This window comes from Herbaspirillum rubrisubalbicans (assembly GCF_003719195.1).
Lineage (GTDB): Bacteria > Pseudomonadota > Gammaproteobacteria > Burkholderiales > Burkholderiaceae_D > Herbaspirillum > Herbaspirillum rubrisubalbicans.
The window spans coordinates 541,986-560,250 of the sequence record NZ_CP024996.1 but is presented as its reverse complement, the minus strand read 5'-3'; the positions used below and the strand labels follow the sequence as shown (position 1 = coordinate 560,250).

Annotated in this window: 8 protein-coding genes, 2 tRNA genes and 3 rRNA genes; 4 read left to right on the top strand and 9 right to left on the bottom strand. The window is 58.0% G+C overall.

Annotation, left to right across the window (positions count from 1 at the left end; genetic code table 11):
• The first annotated feature begins 415 nt into the window (after window positions 1–415).
• Genes RC54_RS02500 through adeC form a run of 3 tightly spaced genes read left to right on the top strand, consistent with a single transcriptional unit; the run spans window position 416 to window position 6,236 of the window.
• Window positions 416–1,624, top strand: coding sequence for an efflux RND transporter periplasmic adaptor subunit (locus RC54_RS02500; protein WP_058894126.1), 1,209 nt, complete (start codon window positions 416–418; stop codon window positions 1,622–1,624).
• A gap of 11 nt (window positions 1,625–1,635) precedes the next feature.
• Window positions 1,636–4,782, top strand: a complete 3,147-nt coding sequence (locus RC54_RS02495) for an efflux RND transporter permease subunit (protein ID WP_058894125.1) — start codon at window positions 1,636–1,638, stop codon at window positions 4,780–4,782.
• Between the two features lie 2 nt (window positions 4,783–4,784).
• Window positions 4,785–6,236: an AdeC/AdeK/OprM family multidrug efflux complex outer membrane factor gene (gene adeC / locus RC54_RS02490; RefSeq protein ID WP_058894124.1), complete on the top strand. Its 1,452-nt coding sequence runs from the start codon at window positions 4,785–4,787 to the stop codon at window positions 6,234–6,236.
• 225 nt (window positions 6,237–6,461) lie between these two features.
• Here adeC and RC54_RS02485 read toward each other — a convergent pair.
• From RC54_RS02485 to RC54_RS02460, 6 genes are all read right to left on the bottom strand, one after another.
• A protein-coding gene (locus tag RC54_RS02485) for an IS3 family transposase (RefSeq protein ID WP_123020402.1) occupies window positions 6,462–7,696 on the bottom strand; the annotation gives its coding sequence in 2 pieces (ribosomal slippage) (window positions 6,462–7,336 and window positions 7,336–7,696; 1,236 coding nt in all).
• Window positions 7,697–8,019: 323 nt separating this feature from the next.
• A 5S ribosomal RNA gene (rrf, locus tag RC54_RS02480) occupies window positions 8,020–8,132 on the bottom strand.
• Window positions 8,133–8,268: 136 nt separating this feature from the next.
• A 23S ribosomal RNA gene (locus RC54_RS02475) occupies window positions 8,269–11,140 on the bottom strand.
• Window positions 11,141–11,427: 287 nt separating this feature from the next.
• Window positions 11,428–11,503 (bottom strand) — tRNA-Ala (locus RC54_RS02470).
• A 7-nt stretch (window positions 11,504–11,510) separates the two neighbouring features.
• Window positions 11,511–11,587 (bottom strand) — tRNA-Ile (locus tag RC54_RS02465).
• Between the two features lie 119 nt (window positions 11,588–11,706).
• Window positions 11,707–13,239: ribosomal RNA gene (locus RC54_RS02460) — 16S ribosomal RNA — on the bottom strand.
• Together the 16S, 23S and 5S rRNA genes with 2 tRNA genes alongside form the textbook arrangement of a ribosomal RNA operon.
• Window positions 13,240–13,954: 715 nt before the next feature.
• On the opposite strand from RC54_RS02460, the gene RC54_RS02455 reads away from it, so the two are divergent.
• Complete coding sequence (locus tag RC54_RS02455) at window positions 13,955–14,917, top strand: UDP-glucose 4-epimerase family protein (RefSeq protein ID WP_058894123.1); 963 nt, start codon at window positions 13,955–13,957, stop codon at window positions 14,915–14,917.
• On the opposite strand, the gene waaA is transcribed toward RC54_RS02455, so the two are convergent.
• The 3 genes from waaA to waaC all read right to left on the bottom strand — a co-directional run bounded on the left by waaA (window position 14,914) and on the right by waaC (window position 18,213).
• Window positions 14,914–16,188 carry a lipid IV(A) 3-deoxy-D-manno-octulosonic acid transferase gene (gene waaA, locus RC54_RS02450; protein ID WP_061790437.1) on the bottom strand — a complete coding sequence of 425 codons (1,275 nt, stop codon included), beginning with the start codon at window positions 16,186–16,188 and terminating at the stop codon, window positions 14,914–14,916. The genes RC54_RS02455 and waaA overlap by 4 nt on opposite strands.
• A 1-nt stretch (window position 16,189) precedes the next feature.
• Window positions 16,190–17,059: a Kdo hydroxylase KdoO gene (gene kdoO, locus RC54_RS02445; protein WP_058894121.1), complete on the bottom strand. Its 870-nt coding sequence runs from the start codon at window positions 17,057–17,059 to the stop codon at window positions 16,190–16,192.
• Between the two features lie 176 nt (window positions 17,060–17,235).
• Window positions 17,236–18,213, bottom strand: a complete 978-nt coding sequence (gene waaC / locus RC54_RS02440) for a lipopolysaccharide heptosyltransferase I (protein ID WP_061790438.1) — start codon at window positions 18,211–18,213, stop codon at window positions 17,236–17,238.
• Window positions 18,214–18,265 lie beyond the last annotated feature (52 nt).

Here is an 18,265-nt window from a genome sequence, read left to right as displayed (position 1 = left end):
TTTCGTCTTCCACCCAGCCCGGCCGTGGTGGCATAACAACGGGGAAGAACTCGGGTTTATTTCTTCGGAAACGGCATTTGAGTGGCGCTTGAAGCAAAATGCAAGGAATCACTCATATTTTGCTACGCCGTTTCGAACAAATTTGTTAAATTAATGTGATCCTGGGAAGAAATACATACATTCATGGATGTATGTATAATAGCATCCGCTTCAAGCTCCTGCCGTTCATCATCTGCAAAAAAATTCATCACCCTTGCCGGGACGCGGGGGGGAAATGTTTTGCATTGCAATAACGTAGCCAGGGTCATCCGCCTTCGCCGTCAGGTGACAGGTACAGCACCATCGTGACCGGTTCAACCGAATTCGTTTCAGCGCCGCCCTGGCGGCTTCAACTTTACTTTCGTGCGAGATATCTATGAGCTCAGTCAGTCGTTTCACGCGCCTCACCATGACCGTCGCCGTTGCCGCCGCGCTGGTCGCCTGCGGACAGAAACCCGCCGCGCAAGGCGGCCCGATGCCTGCACCCGAGGTGTCGGTAGTGACCATCGCCCCGCAGCGCGTGGCCATTACCAATGAACTGCCGGGCCGCGTGGAAGCGTTCCGCACGGCGCAGGTGCGGGCACGGGTGGCGGGCATCGTGCAAAAGCGCGTCTTCAAGGAAGGCAGCGAAGTCAAGGAAGGCCAGGTGCTGTTCAAGATCGATCCGGCCCAGTACAAGGCCAGCCTGGAAAGCGCCCAAGCCACACTGGCGCGGGCCCAGGCCAACCTGACCCAGACCACGCTGACCGCGCAGCGCTACAAGCCGCTGGTGGAAGTCAACGCCGTCTCCAAGATGGATTACGACAATGCAGTGGCCGCCCAGAAGCAGGCCGAGGCCGATGTGGCCTCCGGCAAGGCGGCAGTCCAGACGGCCAGCCTGAACCTGGGCTATGCCACCGTGACCTCCCCCATCTCCGGGCGTATCGGCCGTGCGCTGGTGACCGAGGGTGCGCTGGTGGGCCAGGGTGACGCGACCCAACTGGCGCTGGTACAGCAGCTCGATCCGGTCTATGTGAACGTAACCCAGTCCAGCGCCGACCTGTTGAAGCTGCAGCAGGCAATGGCCGCCGGGCAGTTGAAGAATGTCGGCGACAACAAGGCCAAAGTGACCTTGGTGCTGGAAAACGGTCAGCCCTACGACCAGCCGGGCAAACTGTTGTTCTCGGATGTCAGTGTGGATGAAAGCACGGGGTCGGTCTCGCTGCGCGCGGAATTCCCCAACCCCAAGCGCCTGCTGCTGCCGGGTACCTACGTGCGTACCAACATCGAACAGGCCGTAGATGACCAGGCGCTGCTGGTGCCGCAACAGGCTGTGATGCGCGACGCCGGTGGTTCGATCGTGATGGTGGTCAATGCCGAGAACAAGGTCGAACCGCGTCCGGTCAAGACCGGTGGCGCACGCGGCAACAACTGGCAAGTTCTCGATGGCTTGAAGGAAGGTGATCGCGTGATCGTGGAAGGCCTGCAAAAGGTCCGCCCGGGCGCCACTGTCAAGCCGGTCCAATGGAGTCCCGCGGGCGCTCCCGCAGCGGCTACCGGCCAAGCGGCCAAGCCAGAGGCGAGCGCCCAACCGAAAGCTAACTAAGAGGCTGCCAGATGGGAAAGTTCTTTATTGATCGCCCCGTATTTGCGTGGGTGCTAGCGATCTTCATCATGCTGGCCGGTGCGCTGGCCATCACCGGCTTGCCGGTGTCCCAATACCCCAACATTGCGCCGCCGACCATCGTGGTCACGGCCACCTATCCGGGTGCGACCGCGCAGACCCTGGACGATTCGGTGACCAGCCTGATCGAACAGGAAATGAACGGCGCCGATGGCCTGCAATACATCGAGTCGCAAAGTCAGGCCAATGGCCAGGTGCAGATCACCGTCACGTTCTCGCCGGAGACCAACCCGGACCTGGCGGCGGTGGATGTGCAGAACCGCTTGAAGCGCGTCGAGGCCCGCCTGCCGGCAGCCGTGACGCAACAGGGCGTGCAGGTGACCAAGTCGCGTTCCAACTTCCTGCTCTTCATCGGTCTGTCTTCCACCGATGGCAAGCTTGATCCGGTGGCGCTGGGTGACTATCTGTCGCGTAACGTGTTGAACGAAATCAAGCGCGTGCCCGGCGTGGGCCAGGCGCAGCTGTTCGGTACCGAACGCGCCATGCGCATCTGGATCGATCCGAACAAGCTGATCGGCCTGAACCTGACCCCGGGTGACGTGACCGCAGCCATCACCGCGCAGAACGCGCTGGTGGCCGGTGGTACCCTGGGCGCCCTGCCCAGCCCCGGTACCCAGCAGATCGCCGCCACCGTGGTGGTCAATGGTCAACTGACCTCGCCCGAGCAATTCGGCAACATCGTACTGCGCGCCAACGCCGACGGTTCCACCGTGCGCCTGCGCGACGTGGCCCGGGTGGAAATGGGTGGCCAGAGCTATGACACCTCCGGTCGTCTGGATGGCAAGCCGTCCTCCTTCATCGGCGTGCAGCTCTCGCCCACCGCCAATGCGCTGGGTACCGCCACCGCCGTGCACAAGAAGATGGAAGAGCTGGCCAAGTACTTCCCGGCCGGGGTGAAGTACACCATCCCCTACGACACCTCCAAGTTCGTCAAGATCTCGATCGAGGAAGTGGTCAAGACCCTGATCGAAGCCATCGTGCTGGTGTTCCTGGTGATGTTCCTGTTCCTGCAGAACATTCGCTACACCATCATCCCCACCATCGTGGTGCCGGTGGCGCTCTTGGGTACCTTTGCCACGCTGCTGCTGTTCGGCTTCTCGATCAACGTGCTGACCATGTTCGGCATGGTGCTGGCCATCGGTATCCTGGTCGATGATGCGATCGTGGTGGTGGAAAACGTCGAACGCATCATGAGCGAAGAAGGTCTTTCGCCGCCGGAAGCCACGCGCAAGGCCATGGGCCAGATCAGCGGCGCGCTGATCGGTATCACCCTGGTGCTCATCGCGGTGTTCATTCCGATGGCCTTCTTCGGTGGCGCGGTGGGTGCAATCTATCGCCAGTTCTCGCTGTCGATGGTGGCCTCCATGGTGTTCTCGGTGCTGATGGCCTTCACCCTTACGCCGGCGCTGTGCGCGACCATCCTGAAACCCGTGGAAAAGGGTCACCACCACGAGAAGAAAGGCTTCTTCGGCTGGTTCAACCGCAAGTTCAACAGTACCGCCAGTGGCTACCAGGGCGTGATCAGCAAGATGCTCAACAAGGCCGGTCGCTACATGATCGTCTATGTGGTGATCGTGGCGTGCGTGGGCTTGCTGTACGTGCGCCTGCCGGCCTCCTTCCTGCCTAACGAAGACCAGGGCTACATCATCACCAACGTCCAGTTGCCACCAGGCGCCAGCACCGCGCGCACCCTGGAGGTGGTCAAGAAGATCGAGCAGTACTACCTCAAGGATACGGCCGTGGAACACGCCATTGCCGTGCTGGGTTACTCGTTCTCCGGCAACGGCCAGAACGCGGCCTTGGTGTTTACCCCCTTGAAGGACTGGTCCGAACGCGACAAGTCGCAATCGGCTGACGCCATTGCCGGCAAGGCCTTCGGTGCCTTCTCGCAGATCAAGGATGCGATCGTGTTCCCGCTGAACCCGCCGCCGATCCCGGAACTGGGTAACGCGACCGGCTTTACCTTCCGTCTGCAGGACCGTGCTGGTCTGGGTCATGCGGCGCTGGTGCAGGCTCGTAACCAGATCCTGGGCATGGCTGCGCAAAGCAAGGTGCTGGCGGGTGTGCGCCCGGAAGGTCTGGAAGATGCGCCGCAGTTGCAACTGGACATCGACCGCGACAAGGCCAATGCATTGGGCGTGCCGTTCTCGACGATCAATAGTGTGCTCTCCACGGCGCTGGGTTCGTCCTATGTGAACGATTTTCCCAACCAAGGCCGCCAGCAGCGCGTGATCGTGCAGGCTGATGCCAATCAGCGCCTGCAACCTGAAGATTTGACCAACCTGTATGCCCGCAACTCCAGTGGCGGCATGGTCCCCTTCTCGGCCTTCGTGACCGCCAAGTGGATCAATGGTCCGGTTCAACTGATCCGCTACAACGGCTATCCGGCCATGAAGATCGCCGGTGGCGCTGCGCCTGGTCGCAGTACCGGTGAAGCCATGGCCGAGATGGAATCCTTCGTGGCCAAGCTGCCGCCGGGCTTCGGTTTCGAATGGACTGGTCAGTCGCTGGAAGAAAAGACCTCAGGTAACCAGGCGCCAGCCCTGTATGCCCTGTCGCTGATCGCCGTGTTCCTGGTGCTGGCGGCCTTGTATGAAAGTACCTCGATCCCGCTGGCGGTGATGCTGGTGGTGCCGCTGGGTATCCTCGGTGCCCTCTTGGGTGTGACGCTGCGCGCCATGCCTAACGACGTGTACTTCAAGGTGGGGATGATTGCGGTGGTGGGTCTGTCGGCCAAGAACGCGATTCTGATCATCGAGTTCGCCAAGGATCTGCAGGCACAAGGCATGGGCTTGATCGAAGCGACGCTGGAAGCCGTGCACCTGCGCTTCCGTCCGATCATCATGACCTCGCTGGCCTTCATCCTCGGCGTGCTGCCGCTGGCCATTGCCTCTGGCGCCGGTTCGGCCAGCCAGCGCGCCATCGGTACCGGCGTGATGGGCGGCATGATTACCGCCACCGTGCTGGCCGTGTTCCTGGTGCCGATCTTCTTCGTGGTCGTGCGCAAGGTGTTCAAGGGCAGCGAGCGTCAGCGCAAGTTTGACGCCGAACACTCGCCCAAGATTGATAGTGGAGAATAACAATGGCTAATCTGTCGTTGCCGCGCTCGCCTCGCTTGCTGCAATTGTGTGCAGCGCTGATGGTGGCCGGCGTACTGGGGGGCTGCTCGCTGGCCCCCACTTATGAGCGTCCGCAAGCGCCGGTGGAATCGGCCTATCCGGCTGATGCTGCCGGTCGCGCCGAGCTGCAGGCGGTGAATCTGGGCTGGCGCCAGTTCTTCCCGGACCAGCGCCTGCAACAGTTGATCGCAGCCGCGCTGGAGAACAACCGTGACCTGCGCACCGCGGTGCTCAACATCGAAGAAGCGCGTGCCCAGTACCAGATTGCCCGCGCCGATTTGCTGCCCAATCTGAATATCGCCGGCAGTGCGGCGCGTACCCGTACCCCGGCCAGCCAGTCGCTGACCGGCCAGCCCGTCATCAGCAACAGCTATCAGGTGGGCCTGGCAGTGCCGGCCTATGAACTGGATTTCTTCGGTCGTGTGCGCAACCTGAAGGATGCCGCACTGGCGTCCTACCTCTCCACGGAAGAAGCGCAGAAGTCCGCGCAGATCAGCCTGGTGGCGCAGGTGGCGCAGGCGTATCTGTCTGAACGGTCCTATGCCGAGCAACTGCAACTGGCCAATGACACGCTCAAGTCGCGTGAAGACAATCTGGAGTTGGCGCGTAAGCGTTTTGATGTAGGCGCCAGTTCGGCGCTGGACTTCCGTCTGACGCAAACGCTGGTGGAATCGGCCCGAGTGGCCAAGGCGCAGCTGGAACGTCAGCGCGCGCAAGCCGAGAATGCCCTTACCCTGCTGGTGGGCAAGAAGGTGGGCGACCTGCCGCCGGCGCAGTTGCTGTCGGATGAAAAGATCGTCACCGATATTCCGGCCGGTCTGCCTTCCGACTTGCTGACCAATCGTCCTGACATCCGCTCGGCCGAGCAGAGCCTGTTGGCGGCCAATGCCAATATCGGCGCGGCGCGGGCGGCGTTCTTCCCGCGTATCTCGCTGACCGGCAACTTCGGCAGTGCCAGCAGCACGCTGGGCAATCTCTTTGAGTCGGGCTCTGGTGCGTGGAGCTTCGGTCCCTCGCTATCGCTGCCTATCTTCGACTTCGGCCGTAACAGTGCCAACCTGGATCTGGCTGAAGTGCGCAAGAACCAGGCCGTGGTGACTTACGAAAAGACCATTCAGACTGCCTTCCGCGAAGTGGCCGATGCGCTGGTAGCACGCGGTACGCTCGACGACCAGGTCAAGGCGCAGGAAGCGTTCCTGGCAGCCCAGCAGGAGCGTCTGAAGCTGACCGACCTGCGTTTCAAGAACGGGATTGCATCGTCGCTGGACCAGCTCGATGCGCAGCGTGACCTGTTCTCGGCGCAGCAAGCGCTGATCCAGGCGCGGCAGTTGCGCTTGAACAATGCCATCGACCTATATAAGGCCTTGGGTGGTGGGATCAATGAAAATACGGTGAGCGTGGCAGCAAAGCAGTAAGTCCGGCAGCCTGTGTAGGAAGACAGGCACTCTCTGCCTAGATGCCGTCCAGTGAACACTGGACGGCATTTTTTATTGCCTGGGCGTTGCCTTGGGCTGTGTATAAATCTAAGTACTGGCTTTCAAACATGCCCTTGACATGCGGCTTTCGAGGGGATTCACGCTCTAAAAACTAAGTACCTTGTGCCTGTAGTTGCCCCCGCAATTCAGGACACTCAGACATCGTTAAGTTAGTGATGCTGCAGCCCGTCTGAACTCGCGAGGCGAGCGGTATTTCAGGGCCTTGTGCGGATGGTGCTCATTGTATTGCTCGAAGGCAGAGGCCAGATGTGTGAGCGCCGTGGGCACATCGGGCTTGTCCATGAAGGCGATGTAATCATGTTTCATCGTTTTTACGAACCGCTCCGCCATGCCGTTACTCTGTGGCGAGCGCACGGGCGTGGTCAAGGGCTCCAGTCCCAGCTCGCGCGCGAAGCTGCGTGTGCGATGGTCGATGTAGGCAGAGCCGTTGTCGCTGAGCCATTCAATCACCTCTGGAGTCTGCGTGCTCCCAAACCGCTGCTCTACGGCAGCCAGCATCACGTCGCGCACGACATCCCCGCTATGCCCACCGGTAGTGGCCGCCCAGCTGATGGCCTCACGGTCACAACAATCCAGCGCAAACGTCACTCGCAATGCAGACCCGTCATCGCAACGGAATTCGAAGCCGTCCGAACACCAGCGCGCATTACTTTGCTTGACCGCTACGCGACCATCGTGGCGTCGATTGTCACGTCTCACACCAGGGCGGCGCAGCAGCAACTCGTGCTCTCGCATGACGCGATAGACCCGCTTATGGTTCACGCACGCCTGGCCCAGGGATTCCCGGCTACGTCGCAGCAAAGCCCAGATGCGGCGATAGCCATAGCTCGGCAAGCTCGCAACATGCAGTTCAATCTCTTCGAGCAAGCCGCTGTCGTCGACTTTGCGAACACTGCGGCCATCTCGCCATTCCGGGCTCCGGGCTCGTTTTACTGCCACTGCAGAGCGCGCCACACCGAGAACGTCACAAACCACTTTCATTGGTCGTCCTCCGGCAGCAAGGGCGAGCGCGCAATCAGGTTTTTTGACCGGCCCCATTCGACGGCCTCGCGCAGAATCTCGTTCTCCATGCTCTTCTTGCCCAACAGCCGCTGCAGTTCTTTGATTTCCTTGATGGCCGCGGCCAGCTCCGAGGCCGGCACTACCGTCTCGCCAGCCTTGACGGCAGTCAGACTGCCTTCCTGGTACTGCTTGCGCCAACCAAACACCTGGTTCGCGTTCACCCCGTGTCGCCTGGCAACGGCTGATACGGAAGCTCCAGGAGCCAAGGTCTCCTGGACGATGGCTATTTTCTCTTGGGGCGTGCGTCTTCTGCGACGCTCCGGCTCGGTCAGAATCTCGATATGGTCCACGGTTTGCCTAGTCGTAAAACTGGTCATAAGACTGTCCTCTATTTTAAGAGAGTCTTCGTGTCCTGAGATTCAAGGGGCTATTCCAGTGCATAAGGTCAGTTCATTGAGCGCGATGCTGGTTGGGCGAGCTGTGTATAACACCAAGATCGATACTCTCCACCTCTGATATCAGAGCACAGAGGTCAGAGATCATAGGTCAGCGCCCTGATGTCTGCGCAGAAGTGGGCCGACCCGTGCAGATATGTGCCCAAGCACAGTCAGATTCACAATACAAAGCGATCAACACAAAGCGATCGCGCAAAAGCAAAAACCCTCGTTACTTTCGTAACGAGGGTTCTGCGGAGTAACAAGCCTGACGATGACCTACTTTCACACTGGTTGCAGCACTATCATCGGCGCGAAGTCGTTTCACGGTCCTGTTCGGGATGGGAAGGGGTGGTACCAACTTGCTATAGTCATCAGGCATAACTTGTAAAGCCAGTTGCTCTCGATGGAGCAGCAACTAACCCAAACTGGAAGAAGTATTTAGATTCTAGGGTGTGATGCACTAGGGCAAACACAATATATGCTCAACTTGTCTATAACAGAGCTAATGTTATAGGAACAAGCCGCACGGGCAATTAGTATCAGTTAGCTTAACGCATTACTGCGCTTCCACACCTGACCTATCAACGTCCTGGTCTCGAACGACCCTTTAGGGGAATCTAGTTCCCGGGAAGTCTCATCTCAAGGCGAGTTTCCCGCTTAGATGCTTTCAGCGGTTATCTCTTCCGAACTTAGCTACTCGGCAATGCCACTGGCGTGACAACCGATACACCAGAGGTTCGTCCACTCCGGTCCTCTCGTACTAGGAGCAGCCCCCTTCAAACTTCCAACGCCCACGGCAGATAGGGACCAAACTGTCTCACGACGTTTTAAACCCAGCTCACGTACCACTTTAAATGGCGAACAGCCATACCCTTGGGACCGGCTACAGCCCCAGGATGTGATGAGCCGACATCGAGGTGCCAAACTCCCCCGTCGATATGAACTCTTGGGAGGAATCAGCCTGTTATCCCCAGAGTACCTTTTATCCGTTGAGCGATGGCCCTTCCATACAGAACCACCGGATCACTATGTCCTACTTTCGTACCTGCTCGACTTGTCAGTCTCGCAGTTAAGCACGCTTATGCCATTGCACTATTAGCACGATGTCCGACCGTACCTAGCGTACCTTCGAACTCCTCCGTTACACTTTGGGAGGAGACCGCCCCAGTCAAACTGCCTACCATGCACTGTCCCCGATCCGGATAACGGACCAAGGTTAGAACCTCAAACAAACCAGGGTGGTATTTCAAGGTCGGCTCCACAGAAACTAGCGTTCCTGCTTCAAAGCCTCCCACCTATCCTACACAGATTGGTTCAAAGTCCAATGCAAAGCTACAGTAAAGGTTCATGGGGTCTTTCCGTCTAGCCGCGGGTAGATTGCATCATCACAAACATTTCAACTTCGCTGAGTCTCGGGAGGAGACAGTGTGGCCATCGTTACGCCATTCGTGCAGGTCGGAACTTACCCGACAAGGAATTTCGCTACCTTAGGACCGTTATAGTTACGGCCGCCGTTTACTGGGACTTCAATCAAGAGCTTGCACCCCATCATTTAATCTTCCAGCACCGGGCAGGCGTCACACCCTATACGTCCACTTTCGTGTTTGCAGAGTGCTGTGTTTTTATTAAACAGTCGCAGCCACCATTTTATTGCAACCCTTTTGTCCTTCTGGCGCAGGCCAGTCAAACTACTTGGGCGTACCTTATCCCGAAGTTACGGTACCAATTTGCCGAGTTCCTTCTCCCGAGTTCTCTCAAGCGCCTTAGAATACTCATCTCGCCCACCTGTGTCGGTTTGCGGTACGGTCTCGTTAGACTGAAGCTTAGAGGCTTTTCTTGGAACCACTTCCGATTGCTTCGCGAACAAGTTCGCTCGTCTCACACCCTTGAATTACGCTGCCGGATTTGCCTAACAGCCTTCTTCGATGCAAAAACCGACTATTCCAACAGTCGGACAACCTTCCGCGATCCGTCCCCCCATCGCATCTAACGACGGTGCAGGAATATTAACCTGCTTCCCATCAGCTACGCATCTCTGCCTCGCCTTAGGGGCCGACTCACCCTGCTCCGATGAACGTTGAACAGGAAACCTTGGGCTTACGGCGTGCGGGCTTTTCACCCGCATTATCGCTACTCATGTCAGCATTCGCACTTCTGATACCTCCAGCATCCTTTACAAGACACCTTCACAGGCTTACAGAACGCTCTCCTACCATATCCTTACGGATATCCGCAGCTTCGGTGACTGGCTTAGCCCCGTTACATCTTCCGCGCAGGACGACTCGATCAGTGAGCTATTACGCTTTCTTTAAAGGATGGCTGCTTCTAAGCCAACCTCCTGACTGTTTTAGCCTTCCCACTTCGTTTTCCACTTAGCCAATCTTTGGGACCTTAGCTGGCGGTCTGGGTTGTTTCCCTCTTGACGTCGGACGTTAGCACCCGGCGTCTGTCTCCCAAGCTCGCACTCATCGGTATTCGGAGTTTGCAATGGTTTGGTAAGTCGCGATGACCCCCTAGCCATAACAGTGCTCTACCCCCGATGGTGATACTTGAGGCACTACCTAAATAGTTTTCGGAGAGAACCAGCTATTTCCAGATTTGTTTAGCCTTTCACCCCTATCCACAGCTCATCCCCTAATTTTTCAACATTAGTGGGTTCGGTCCTCCAGTGCGTGTTACCGCACCTTCAACCTGGCCATGGATAGATCATCTGGTTTCGGGTCTACACCCAGCGACTGAACGCCCTATTCGGACTCGATTTCTCTACGCCTTCCCTATTCGGTTAAGCTTGCCACTGAATGTAAGTCGCTGACCCATTATACAAAAGGTACGCAGTCACCCCTTACAGGGCTCCTACTGTTTGTATGCACACGGTTTCAGGATCTATTTCACTCCCCTTCCGGGGTTCTTTTCGCCTTTCCCTCACGGTACTGGTTCACTATCGGTCGATTACGAGTATTTAGCCTTGGAGGATGGTCCCCCCATCTTCAGACAGGATTTCACGTGTCCCGCCCTACTTGTCGCAAGCCTAGTTCCACACCATCGATTTCGCATACGGGGCTATCACCCACTATGGCCGGACTTTCCATTCCGTTCTACTATCGTTGATGCTAAATCTTGCAGGCTGATCCCATTTCGCTCGCCACTACTTTGGGAATCTCGGTTGATTTCTTTTCCTGTAGCTACTTAGATGTTTCAGTTCGCCACGTTCGCTTCGTTACCCTATGTATTCAGATAACGATGACCTTACGGCCGGGTTTCCCCATTCGGAAATCTGCGGATCAAAGCTCGTTTGCCAGCTCCCCGCAGCTTATCGCAAGCTACTACGTCCTTCATCGCCTGTAATCGCCAAGGCATCCACCATGTGCACTTATTCGCTTGTTCCTATAACGTTAGCCTCTTTTGCAAGAGCGTTATAAAAAGCGTTGAGTTTTAGCGTTTGCCGTATTCCAAAGTAAGTCTTCTAATTGCTAAGATCACTTCGTAATACTTTGATTGATACAATCACACCCATTTTTACTTTCGCAAGAACCGTAGTCCTGGCGATCGTTTAAATGAATCTTTACTTCTTCCAGATTGTTAAAGAACAAAAACAGCCATTGATCGTAAAAGATCAAACCTAAATCACTACGTCTTGCGTTTTGTGACGCTGACTTAGGTTTGACATTTCTTGGTGGAGGTTGACGGGATCGAACCGACGACCCCCTGCTTGCAAAGCAGGTGCTCTCCCAGCTGAGCTAAACCCCCGAAACCTTGGTGGGTCTGGTTGGGCTCGAACCAACGACCCCCGCGTTATCAACACGGTGCTCTAACCAGCTGAGCTACAGACCCGCTTGGATCAGTATCAGTAGCCAGTCAGTGACCTTGTGTCACAGACCGCGCTTCACCAAATAACTGTTCTTTGAATTACAGCCGATAAGTGTGGACGCTTAACTTCGTGCGCACTCTAGAAAGGAGGTGATCCAGCCGCACCTTCCGATACGGCTACCTTGTTACGACTTCACCCCAGTCACGAATCCTACCGTGGTGAGCGCCCTCCTTGCGGTTAGGCTACCCACTTCTGGTAAAACCCGCTCCCATGGTGTGACGGGCGGTGTGTACAAGACCCGGGAACGTATTCACCGCGACATGCTGATCCGCGATTACTAGCGATTCCAACTTCATGTAGTCGAGTTGCAGACTACAATCCGGACTACGATACACTTTCTGGGATTAGCTCCCCCTCGCGGGTTGGCGGCCCTCTGTATGTACCATTGTATGACGTGTGAAGCCCTACCCATAAGGGCCATGAGGACTTGACGTCATCCCCACCTTCCTCCGGTTTGTCACCGGCAGTCTCATTAGAGTGCCCTTTCGTAGCAACTAATGACAAGGGTTGCGCTCGTTGCGGGACTTAACCCAACATCTCACGACACGAGCTGACGACAGCCATGCAGCACCTGTGCGCCGGTTCTCTTTCGAGCACTCCCAAATCTCTTCAGGATTCCGACCATGTCAAGGGTAGGTAAGGTTTTTCGCGTTGCATCGAATTAATCCACATCATCCACCGCTTGTGCGGGTCCCCGTCAATTCCTTTGAGTTTTAATCTTGCGACCGTACTCCCCAGGCGGTCTACTTCACGCGTTAGCTGCGTTACCAAGTCAATTAAGACCCGACAACTAGTAGACATCGTTTAGGGCGTGGACTACCAGGGTATCTAATCCTGTTTGCTCCCCACGCTTTCGTGCATGAGCGTCAGTGTTATCCCAGGGGGCTGCCTTCGCCATCGGTATTCCTCCACATATCTACGCATTTCACTGCTACACGTGGAATTCTACCCCCCTCTGACACACTCTAGCCGTGCAGTCTCAAATGCAATTCCCAGGTTGAGCCCGGGGATTTCACATCTGACTTACACAACCGCCTGCGCACGCTTTACGCCCAGTAATTCCGATTAACGCTTGCACCCTACGTATTACCGCGGCTGCTGGCACGTAGTTAGCCGGTGCTTATTCTTCAGGTACCGTCATTAGTAGTAGATATTAGCTACCACCGTTTCTTCCCTGACAAAAGAGCTTTACAACCCGAAGGCCTTCTTCACTCACGCGGCATTGCTGGATCAGGGTTGCCCCCATTGTCCAAAATTCCCCACTGCTGCCTCCCGTAGGAGTCTGGGCCGTGTCTCAGTCCCAGTGTGGCTGGTCGTCCTCTCAGACCAGCTACTGATCGTCGCCTTGGTAGGCTTTTACCCCACCAACTAGCTAATCAGATATCGGCCGCTCCAGGAGCATGAGGTCTTGCGATCCCCCACTTTCATCCTTAGATCGTATGCGGTATTAGCTAGTCTTTCGACTAGTTATCCCCCACTCTAGGGCACGTTCCGATATATTACTCACCCGTTCGCCACTCGCCATCAGGAGCAAGCTCCTATGCTGCCGTTCGACTTGCATGTGTAAGGCATGCCGCCAGCGTTCAATCTGAGCCAGGATCAAACTCTTTAGTTTAATCTCTGTTTTGTGCCATTTCTGGCTACCCCGAAGGGCATCGCTCTCTCAAAATACTGACAGGTAATTTCTTGCGATCTTACCTATATTTCTTGTGAGCATTTAATGTTTAAAGTTTCCAGAACCGAAGTTCTGTCGCACTTCATTAAACGCCCACGCTTATCGGCTGTTAATTTTTAAAGATCTTGTCTGCCGCAAACGCGCTTGGCGCTGTTTGCATCGCCGCGAATCGTTTTGTTCGTCAGCAGCAGAGAAACGAGATTATGTAGCAGTTTGTTTATCGCGTCAACTACTTTTTTGCGATTCGTTTTAAATTTTTTCGTCTCGCTTAACTGATCGCTTCGACTACTTCCATTTAAAACGCCCTACAAACCACTTCACACCTCTTTGCTTCGCCCACCTCCGTCGCTCTGTCTTTCAACTTCGCTTCGTGTGTCGCGTCAGCAGGGGGCGAACTATAGCAACCCTCCCCACACCGCGCAAGCCCTTTTTCAAAAATAATTGAAAATAATTTAGAACGCCGCTTTCTCCCTCTTCGTAAGAAACTTCAAAGCCTCTCTAAGGCCGCCCAGCAAACCGGGTCGGAGACCGCAAAATCATTTATATACATAGAGAAGGCAGGCACAAACCTTCACCCTGGCGCCTCACCTTGCCTACCCTGCCTGCAGTGATAATATCGGCTCCCCTGTCTTCGTCCGCTCCATTGGCCAGCCCCATGCATATTCTCATAACCGGCGCCTCCGGCTTTGTCGGCCAAGCCCTGATCGCCCGCCTCTCCTCCGACGGTCAACATCATCTTCGCGCAGCGGTCCGCCCTTCGGCGCGCGCTATCCCTCAGGACGACAATGTGGAGCAGGTCAGCATCAGCGGCCTGGCCGCCGATACCGATTGGTCAGCCGCTCTGCACCAGACGCAGGCCATCGTCCATTGCGCGGCACGGGTCCATGTCATGAGCGAGACCGCCAGCGATCCTCTGGCCGAATTCCGGCGCATCAACGTTGAAGGCACCCTGGCGCTAGCGCGCCAGGCGCAACAGGCGGGAGTACGACGCTTCGTCTTTATCAGTTCGATCAAGGTCAATGGCGAGCAGACCGGGCCGGGCGCCTCTTTTCATGCCGATGACCTCCCGGCGCCCGCCGATCCTTATGGCATTTCGAAGATGGAAGCTGAACAGGCCCTGCTGGAACTGGGCCGAACCGGCCAGATGGAAGTGGTAGTGATACGCCCAGTGCTAGTCTACGGCCCAGGCGTCAAAGCCAATTTCCTGAGCATGATGCGCTGGCTGGACAAGGGTGTACCGTTGCCGCTGGGAGGCATTACCACCAATCGGCGCAGCCTGGTGGCGCTGGACAATCTGGTGGACTTGATCACCGTCTGCCTGACGCATCCGGCCGCTGTCGGCCAGGTGTTCCTGGTATCGGATGGCGAAGACCTGTCCACCACCGCCATGCTCAGACGCCTGGCCCAGGCACTGGGCAAGTCACCAGCCTTGCTGCCGATCCCCGCCTGCTGCCTGGCATGGGCTGCGCGCCTGCTGGGCAAAGCCGGCATCGCGCAACGCCTGTGCGGTTCGCTGCAAGTCGATATCAGCAAGAATCGGGAATTGCTTGGATGGACGCCACCGACCAGCGTCGATCAAGCCTTCAAGAAAACGGTCGACGCCTACCGCCGCGGCTAAGCCCGCCCCATCAACGGTTGCAGCAATGCCAGACTGCGAGCAGTCGCTCCCTGGTGGCGCTGGGCGAACATGGTGGCGGCCTGCGCCATGGCCTCCATCCGCGCTGGATCGGCCATGAGCTGCGCCCACTGGCGCATCAGTGCCACCGCATCCTCCACACGGGCGGCGGCGCCATCGGCGACGGCATCCTCGGAGATATGCAGGAAATTGAAAGTGTGCTCCCCGATCAACACCGGCTTGCCCAGGGCAAACGCCTCGATCAGGTTCTGCCCACCCAAGGGCAGCAGACTGCCACCGATGAAGGCAGCATCGCAGGCTGCGTAGTAAGCAAACATCTCCCCCATCGAATCGCCCAGCAGGACATCGACCTCATCCAGAGCAGTGTCCGGCGCAAGCTCGGAGCGCCGACGCAGCCGCAAGCCACGGGAGCGAATCATCCCGGCCACCTCATCGAAACGCTGTGGATGACGCGGCACGATGACGGTCAGCCAATCGCTGCGGCCCAGCTTGGCCAGGGCATCGAGGATCAAGGATTCCTCACCTTCACGTGTACTGGCGCATAGCAGCACCTTGCGCTCACCGATCCCGCGCTTCCACCCCAGGCCGCGCTCAACCATCTCCACCGGAGGCTGCACATCGAACTTGAGGCTGCCGATCACTTCCACATGGCGCGCACCGAAGGCGCGCAGGCGTTCGGCATCCGCCTCGGACTGGGCACCGACCACGTCGATCGCTTCGGCAGTCGGCCGCAGCAACGTCGCAAAACGCAGGCCACGGCGCAGTGAACGCGCCGACAGGCGCGCATTGGCCAGCATCACCGGCACACGATGACGGCGGCATTGTTCGATCAGGGTGGGCCAGACCTCGGTTTCCATCAATACACAGACCACCGGACGGAAATGGCACAGGAAGCGCGCGCACATCCAGCCGATGTCATACGGCAGGAAGCTCTGCACGACGCGTTCGCCGTGCTTGCCGTACACCTGGGCGCCAGTGTCCCGGCCGGTCGCGGTCATGCAAGTCAACAGGATGCTGTGCTGCGGATAGTGCTGCAGCAAGGCCTCGATGAGGGGCTGGGCGGCACGCGTCTCGCCGACCGAGACAGCGTGCACCCAGATGAAACGCGCCTGCGGATCAGGCAGGCGCGGATAGAAGCCCAGGCGTTCGGCGACGTGCGCCCGGTAGCCGGGCTCCTTGCGGCCGCGCCGCCACAGACGCAACAGTACCAGCGGCAGGGCCAACCACCAGATTGCACAATACAGCAACCGCATCTCAGACCAGCGGATGGCCGGCCAGGCGCGTCAGGATGGCCAAGGGGCTGGATTGCGGATCGTATTGCTGTTGCGGCACCAGGTGCAGAGTCTGCTCCATCATGTATTGGCCCGACATCACCGCGTGCGAGGCCTGGTCGGAGAAACAAATCCAGACCGAACCTGCGGCAAAGGGCATGGTGACCTGCTGGGCATCCTGCTGGTATTGCATGTCGCCCTTCATCCCATCATGCAATTGCAGCATCAGGTGATCGTATTCACTGCGCAAGGACTTGGTCACATGCAGCGCGTTCAATACCTTGGCCTGCCAACGCACGTAAGGCTTGGCGCGCGGCAGGAAGCGCCGGGCCACGGTCTCGAAGGGTTCGCCCACGCGCCAGACGCGCGGCACACCGTCTGGATTGACGTTGGTGAAGACGCGCAGGATGCGCTCGCCATAGTTGGGGCGCGAAGGGAAGGCATCCACGTGCATCCGCCGATCATCCGCACGCCAGGATTGGGCACGGGTCTCGACCTGCATCGGACGATAGCTGGTAGGCGCCACCCGCAAGGCATCGCGATACTTGGGCAGCAGGGAATGCACCAGCGCCAGCGCCTGTTCGCGGAAACGGCCCACCATGGCGGCCAGCGCCAGTTGCTGCTCGGTGCCACCGGCGGCACCCTTGATGTGACCACGCGCATCCAGGCTGATGTTACGCGACTTGGGGGCACGCACGGCCGGGTTCAGGAGCGGGCGCTCGGACTCCAGCAACTGGAAAGCCAGCTGCGGGAAATACAGCACCTTGCCGGCTTCCAGCGCCGTAATCCATTCCGGGTTGGGATTGTCGACCTGCCAATCTGTCAGGCCAATCTCGATAATTTGCGATTCCATGGCGCGTATTATGCCCTCAAGCGCCCAGGGCGTGTGGTGGCAGCGCACTTGCACCAGCACCGCAACATCAGGCCGCAAGCGGCTTGCAGCGTGATTTGGTAGTTTGAGCAAGGGTTTTGATCTGTTTCAAAACATGTTCAACCGCCACCCACGCGCTTCACAGCGAACAGCAAGGTTCAGTCCAGCAAGCCCAGCGCAGCGGCCAGCACATCCTCTTCCGACGGCGGCGCCCCCAGATCGCCCAGGTTGACGATGCGTGGAGACCAGTTGCCCTCGGTCTTCCAGCGCGGCGAGTCGCAGTAGAGCTCGATGGTGGGCTTGTCATAGGCAGCAGCGATGTGGGTGAGGCCCGTATCGAGCCCGATCACCAGTTGCGCCTGCTGCACCAGTGCCACGGCCTGCATCAGCGGCAGCGCCGGCAGTACGATGGCACCGGGAATCCCAGCGGCCAGTTGTCGTGCGGCTTGCTCTTCCTTGGCACTGCCCCAGGGCAGCAGCACCGGCAGTCCTCGCGCCCCCAGCGCCTGTCCCAACTTGATCCACTGCGCCTGCGGCCATTGCTTGGCGGCACGCGCGGTGCCATGGAAAAAGACCACGTAGGGCTGCTCCGGCATCCACCCAAAACGCACTGTGGGCGGCGGCTGCAAGGCGAAATCGGGTAAACCCTCGACCTCATAACCCAGCGCGCCAGCCGCCACCAGGCGCGCCCGCGCCACGGCATGGGCACGCCGGTCCACGACAATGCTCTGGTCATGGAAGATGCGCGAGATCGGCTCATAGCCCGAGCCTTCGGTAGCATTGGCCAGGCCCACGCGGCGCCCGTGCGGCGCCAGGTGCGCCATGCGCATGACCACGCTGGTCTTGAGCAGGCCCTGGGTATCGAACACCAGGTCATAGGCTTGGGCGCACAATTGCTGGCGAAATGCGCCCATCTCGGCGCGGGTGGCGGCCGAGAACAGGGTCTTGCGCCAGCGGCGCAGGGCGATGGGAATGACATTGCGCACCTGCGGGTTGAGGCGGATGAGGCTGGTATAGGCCTCTTCCACCACCCAGTCGATCTGCGCATCGGGGAAATGGCGATGGATGTCCGCAACCATCGGCATGTTATGGATGACGTCTCCCAGGGAAGAGACGCGGACGATGAGAATTTTCAAGGCTGGCCCACTTTGGCTTGACTTAATGGTGGGCCAGCATCTTACCTCATTG